The organism is Providencia sp. CIM-Carb-044 (genome assembly GCF_033901115.1).
In the GTDB taxonomy this organism is placed as follows: Bacteria; Pseudomonadota; Gammaproteobacteria; order Enterobacterales; family Enterobacteriaceae; genus Providencia; species Providencia hangzhouensis.
The window spans coordinates 1-727 of sequence record NZ_JAXADV010000069.1 but is presented as its reverse complement, the minus strand read 5'-3'; the positions used below and the strand labels follow the sequence as shown (position 1 = coordinate 727).

Below are 727 nucleotides of genomic sequence, written 5' to 3'. Positions count from 1 at the left end.
TTTTGTCTTATTCAAAGGCCTTACATTTCAAAAACTCTGCTTACCAGGCGCATTTCGCCCAGGGGATCACCATAATAAAATGCTGAGGCCTGGCCTTTGCGTAGTGCACGCATCACCTCAATACCTTTGATGGTGGCGTAAGCCGTCTTCATGGATTTAAATCCCAGCGTGGCGCCGATTATCCGTTTCAGTTTGCCATGATCGCATTCAATCACGTTGTTCCGGTACTTAATCTGTCGGTGTTCAACGTCAGACGGGCACCGGCCTTCGCGTTTGAGCAGAGCAAGCGCGCGACCATAGGCGGGCGCTTTATCCGTGTTGATGAATCGCGGGATCTGCCACTTCTTCACGTTGTTGAGGATTTTACCCAGAAACCGGTATGCAGCTTTGCTGTTACGACGGGAGGAGAGATAAAAATCGACAGTGCGGCCCCGGCTGTCGACGGCCCGGTACAGATACGCCCAGCGGCCATTGACCTTCACGTAGGTTTCATCCATGTGCCACGGGCAAAGATCGGAAGGGTTACGCCAGTACCAGCGCAGCCGTTTTTCCATTTCAGGCGCATAACGCTGAACCCAGCGGTAAATCGTGGAGTGATCGACATTCACTCCGCGTTCAGCCAGCATCTCCTGCAGCTCACGGTAACTGATGCCGTATTTGCAGTACCAGCGTACGGCCCACAGAATGATGTCACGCTGAAAATGCCGGCCTTTGAATGGGTTCATGT

The 727-nt window shown here is 52.7% G+C and carries 1 protein-coding gene; it reads right to left on the bottom strand.

The window, feature by feature from the left end:
- Positions 1–20 precede the first annotated feature (20 nt).
- The gene (locus tag SJ312_RS23300) at positions 21–725 is read right to left on the bottom strand and encodes an IS6-like element IS26 family transposase (RefSeq protein ID WP_001067855.1); all 705 of its coding nucleotides are present in this window, start codon (positions 723–725) and stop codon (positions 21–23) included.
- Positions 726–727 lie beyond the last annotated feature (2 nt).

Coding starts and splice junctions, on each gene's coding strand:
- SJ312_RS23300 (WP_001067855.1), bottom strand. CDS start 725: ATGAACCCATTCAAAGGCCGGCATTTTCAGCGTGACATCATTCTGTGG.